The sequence below is a fragment of the Acidovorax sp. KPB24-07 genome (genome assembly GCF_057543315.1).
In genome coordinates, this window is sequence record NZ_BAAJYS010000270.1 from 1 (window position 1) to 4604 (window position 4604).

Consider the following 4604-nt stretch of genomic DNA (forward strand, 5'->3'; position numbering starts at 1 on the left):
GGCCTGGTCGACCAGGGCCGTGCCCTGTTCCACGCGCTCCACGCTGGCGCTGATGAGGTTCTTGATTTCCTTGGGCGGCATCGGCCGAGCGTCCGGCCAGGCTGCGCACCCCGCTGGCCACCACGGCGAAGCCCCGGCCCTGGTCGCCCGCGCGGGCCGCCTCGACGGCCGCGTTGAGCGCGAGGATGTTGGTCTGGAACGCGATCGAGTCGATCACGGCGATGATCTCGGAGATGCGGCTGGAGCTTTCCGAGATGCCGCGCATGGTGTCCACCACGTCGCCCATGACGGCGCCGCCGCGCTCGGCGATGCTCGATGCGTTGTTCGCCAGTTCGCCTGCGCGCAGGGCGTTCTCGGCGTTCTGCGTCACGGTGCCCGTGAGCTGCTCCATGCTGGCCGCGGTTTCCTGCAACGACGAGGCCTGCGACTCGGTGCGCGACGACAGGTTCATGTTGCCCGAGGCGATCTCGCTCGCGGCGTGGCGGATTTCCTCGGTCCCGCTGCGGATGTTGCCGATCAGTTGCGCCAGGCGGGCCTGCATGGTGTGCATGGCCTGCATCAGGCTGTGCGGGTTCTTGCCCGAGGCGGCCACGGCCACAGTGAGGTCGCCGTCCGCGATGCGCGCGGCCACCTCGGCGGCCTGCGTGGGCTCGCCGCCCAGGCTGCCGGTCACGCTGCGGATGATCAGCAGCATGGTGCCGTGTATGGCGCCGCCCACCAGCAGCACGATGACGAGCAGCTGGCCGATGGTCTTGTAGAAGGCGGTCTGGATGTCGCCCACCATCACGCCGGCCATCACATGCCAGTCCCACGGCGCGTAGTAGCGCACGAAGGTGACCTTCTCCAGCCGCTCCACGGTGCCGTCGGGCAGCGTCACCCCCGCCTGGTACGAGACGAAGCCCTGGCCGTTCTTCTTGCCCATGTCGGCCAGCTCGCGGTAGTAGGCCTTGCCCTCCGGGTCCTTGCGGTCGCCCACATTGGTGCCGATCAGGCCCTTGCCCGTGGGGTGCATGAGCATCAGCGGCGCCGAATCGATCACGAACAGGAAGTTCTTGCCGTTGTCGAATCGCAGCGTGGCCAGGCGCGCCAGCGCCTGCTCCTTGGCGGTGGCCACGTCCATGCGGCCCGCGGCCACTTCGGCGGCGTAGTTCTCGATCAGGCTGTAGCCCAGGTCCACCACGTTGTGCACGGCCGCCTGGCGCTCTTCGGTCACCACGGTGCGCGCATGGAACGCGGCCCACGCACCCAGCAGGAACAGGCCCAGCCACATCAGGATCAGGGCCAGGGTCAATTTGGTTTTAAGTCGCATGGAGGTCACGGTGGGGCCAGCGGTCCGGTGAGGACGGGCAAGGGGTGGGAATGGGAGGGACGGCGCATCGGCGAAGGCCCCCGGGATTCCCGGGTTACCACCAATGGCACAGCAAACGAAAAGTCATTATTTCATCGAAAAGTTACGTTTGTTTGCAAAAAATACCTATGGGCCGGCCGGTGTCCAAAGCCCCAGGCCTGCCATGCCCGGCGGGCCGCCCCCAAGCAAAAAGGGCCAGCGCATGCCGCGCTGGCCCGAGGGTGGGATATTGATAAAAATCGGCCTTCAGCGCATATTCGACTAGGGCATACAGCTATTCTTTTTATAGCATCAGAAAACTGCCTGCACCTCACCCGCGCTGCGGGATCTCCAACCCGCGCACCACGGCCGGCCGCGCCAGGAAGGCGGCCAGCGCGCGCTGCACCTGGGGGAAGGCATCGAAGTCCACCAGCTCGCGCGCCTCGTAGAAGCCCACCAGGTTGCGCACCCACGGAAAGACGGCGATGTCGGCGATGGTGTAGTCGTCGCCCAGGATCCAGTCGCGCCCGGCCAGGCGCTGCTCCAGCACGCCCAGCAGGCGCCTGGATTCGGCCACGTAGCGGTCGCGCGGGCGCTTGTCCTCGTAGTCCTTCCCGGCGAATTTATGGAAGAACCCGAGCTGGCCGAACATGGGGCCGACGCCGCCCATCTGCCACATGACCCACTGCAGGGCCTCGTAGCGCGCGGCCGGGTCCTGCGGCAGGAAGCGGCCGGTCTTCTCGGCCAGGTAGACCAGGATGGCGCCCGATTCGAACAGCGCCAGCGGCCGCCCGCCCGGGCCATCGGGGTCGAGGATGGCGGGGATCTTGTTGTTGGGGTTGAGCGAGAGGAACTCGGGCGAGAACTGGTCGTTGGTGTCGAAGCGCACCAGGTGCGGCTCGTACGGCAGGCCCAGCTCCTCCAGCAGGATGGAGACCTTCACGCCGTTGGGCGTGGGCAGCGAATACAGCTGCAGCCGCTCGGGGTGGCGCGCCGGCCACTTGGCGGCGATGGGGTGGGTGAGGGGGCGGGCGGTGGCGGGGGCGGATGTGGAGGGCGTCGTCGTCATGGTTTTTTGCGGGCCTCGGGTGAGCGGCCGGGGTGGCCGGAAGGGGATCGAACAGGCGTCGAACCGGGGCGTTCATTACACCCCCGGGGCCCGTGGCGGCGCAGGCGCCGCGCGCAGTAACCCCAAGGCCGCTCAGCCCTTCACCAGCCCGCTGTCCACGATGAGGTTCTGCCCGGTCACGGCGCGCGACCAGGGCGAGAGGAAGAACAGCACCGCGTCGGCGAACTCGGCCGGCGTGGTCACGCGGCGCAGCGGGGTCATGCCGGCGATGAGGTCGAACACCGCCTCGGGCGTGGCGCGGCTGGCGTCGGTGGTGCGCAGCAGGCCGCCCGACACCATGTTCACGGTGATGCCGTGCGGCCCCAGGTCGTTGGCCGCCGTGCGGGTGAGCGACAGCAGCGCGGCCTTGGCGGCGGTGTAGTCGTGGTAGGGCACCACGGGGTTCTGGAACAGGTTGGTGCCCACGTTCACGATGCGCCCGAAACCCTGCGCGCGCATGGCGGGCAGCGCGGCCTGCAGGGTGTTCAGCGCGCCCTTCACGGCGCCGTCGATCTGCTGCTGAAAGCGCTCCCAGGCGATGTCGCCGATCTGCGGGCGCGCGTCGCCATCGAAGCGGAACTGCGCGAGCGCGTTGTTGACCACCGCACTGACGGGCTGGCCGGTGCGCTCGTGCGCCTGGGCGAACAGGCGCTGCACGGCGGCGGCATCGGTCACGTCGGCCTGCAGGGCGATGGCGCGCGGGCCCAGTTCTTCGGCCAGGGCGCGGGCGGCCGTGTCGCTGGTCAGGTAGTTGATGACCACGCCGGCGCCTTCGCGCGCCAGCGCCCGGGTGATCGATTCGCCCAGGCCCCGGGCACCGCCGGTGACCAGGACCCATTGTTCGGACAGTTGCATGGTGGTGTCGCTCGCGTGGTGTGAAAAAAGGACCGGGGCCGGGCGTGGTCAGGCCGACGCGGCATACCCCAGCGGTTGCAGAAAGGCGCCGGGCTGCGCGCGGTGGCACAGCAGCGTGAGCTGCTGGCGCGCCCGGGTCATGCCGACGTAGAGGGTGTTCTTTTCCTGCGCGTAGGGCGCCTGCGGCACGGGGAACACGCCCTGCTCCAGGAACGGGATCACCACGTGGTCGAACTCCAGGCCCTTCACGTCCTCGATGTTGGCCAGGACCAGGCTGGCGGTGCCGCGCAGCTCGCGCTGGCGCTGCTCGGCGCGGTTCAGGTGCAGGAAATAATCGCGCGCGCTGGCAAAGCCCTTCGCCGCCTCGCACAGGCCGGCCAGGTTGGCGAGGGCGTCCTCGCGCCGCTGGCGCGAGACGAACACCTCGCGGATCACGGCGTCGATCTGCAGGGCCTGCAGCAGGCGCGGCAGGGTGTCCTGGCCGCCCGCCTCGCGCGCCACCTCCAGGGCCTTGCGCAGGCGCCCGCTGCATGGCGGGCTCGACGTTGGCCACGATCTGGTGGGTGAAGAAGTTCTGCAGGAACAGCGGGTTGTCGGTCACGCTGCGGATGGCGTCCTCCAGCAGGGCCTGCTGCGATTCGTGCTCGCGCCCGGCCACGACGATGCGCGCGCCGCAGAAGAACACCAGCGCCCGCATGAGCTTGTCGCGCGTGCGCGGCTCGGAGACGCTGTCGAAGTTGTCGGTGGCCACGGCCAGCAGGCCGCGCACCAGCAGCACCTCGGGCCGCAGCAGGTAGCTGTCGAAGCCGCTCACGGTGTAGGGCACGTTGTCGGCCAGCAGCCGGTTCTCGATGCCCACCGACTGGTTGGAGTGGCGCAGCAGCACGGCAAAGCCCGCCATGCGGGCGCGGGGCCGGGCGCGCCACTGCTGGGCCGCCTGCGCGACGAGGTCCACGCAGTGCGCGGCATCGTCGTAGGGCCGCAGTTCCACCGCGGTGTCGTGGCCGGCAAGCGAGTCGTAGGGCTTGGCCGCCAGCCGCCCGGCCTTGGCCGCGAGCTTCTTGCCGAAGCGGTGGCTGGGCGTGAGCCGCAGGCGCGCCACGGGGCGGCCGGTGTGCGCGGTGATGGCATCGCCCATGAAGGCGGCATCGGCCCCGTGGGCGCCGTAGATGACCTGGTCGCGGTCGCCCACGCCGCAGAAGGTGCACTGCGTGGTGTCCAGCAGCTCGCGAAGCACGCGGAACGCGGCCTCGTTCATGTCGTGCATCTCGTCGACCAGCACGGCCTGCACGCCGCGCGGCCAGCGCGGCAGGC

General features: G+C 69.6%; 4 protein-coding genes and 1 pseudogene. All 5 read right to left on the reverse strand.

The window, feature by feature from the left end; translation table 11 throughout:
• Window positions 1-1309 (reverse strand): methyl-accepting chemotaxis protein (locus AC27IQ_RS19005; RefSeq protein WP_487090403.1); only part of this gene is annotated, 1309 nt, incomplete at its 3' end.
• Window positions 1310-1658: 349 nt separating this feature from the next.
• Window positions 1659-2396: a glutathione S-transferase N-terminal domain-containing protein gene (locus tag AC27IQ_RS19010; RefSeq protein ID WP_487090404.1), complete on the reverse strand. Its 738-nt coding sequence runs from the start codon at window positions 2394-2396 to the stop codon at window positions 1659-1661.
• A 132-nt stretch (window positions 2397-2528) separates the two neighbouring features.
• Window positions 2529-3290, reverse strand: coding sequence for a 3-oxoacyl-ACP reductase (locus AC27IQ_RS19015; RefSeq protein ID WP_317351362.1), 762 nt, complete (start codon window positions 3288-3290; stop codon window positions 2529-2531).
• Between the two features lie 48 nt (window positions 3291-3338).
• Window positions 3339-3791, reverse strand: coding sequence for a 3'-5' exonuclease (locus AC27IQ_RS19020; RefSeq protein WP_487090405.1), 453 nt, complete (start codon window positions 3789-3791; stop codon window positions 3339-3341).
• A gap of 694 nt (window positions 3792-4485) precedes the next feature.
• Window positions 4486-4557, reverse strand: a pseudogene (locus AC27IQ_RS19025) (hypothetical protein); the annotation flags it as partial.
• Between the last annotated feature and the right edge of the window lie 47 nt (window positions 4558-4604).

Bases quoted from the DNA above. Each gene is read 5' to 3' on its own strand.
- AC27IQ_RS19015 (WP_317351362.1), bottom strand. From the start codon at position 3,290: ATGCAACTGTCCGAACAATGGGTCCTGGTCACCGGCGGTGCCCGGGGC.
- AC27IQ_RS19010 (WP_487090404.1), bottom strand. From the start codon at position 2,396: ATGACGACGACGCCCTCCACATCCGCCCCCGCCACCGCCCGCCCCCTC.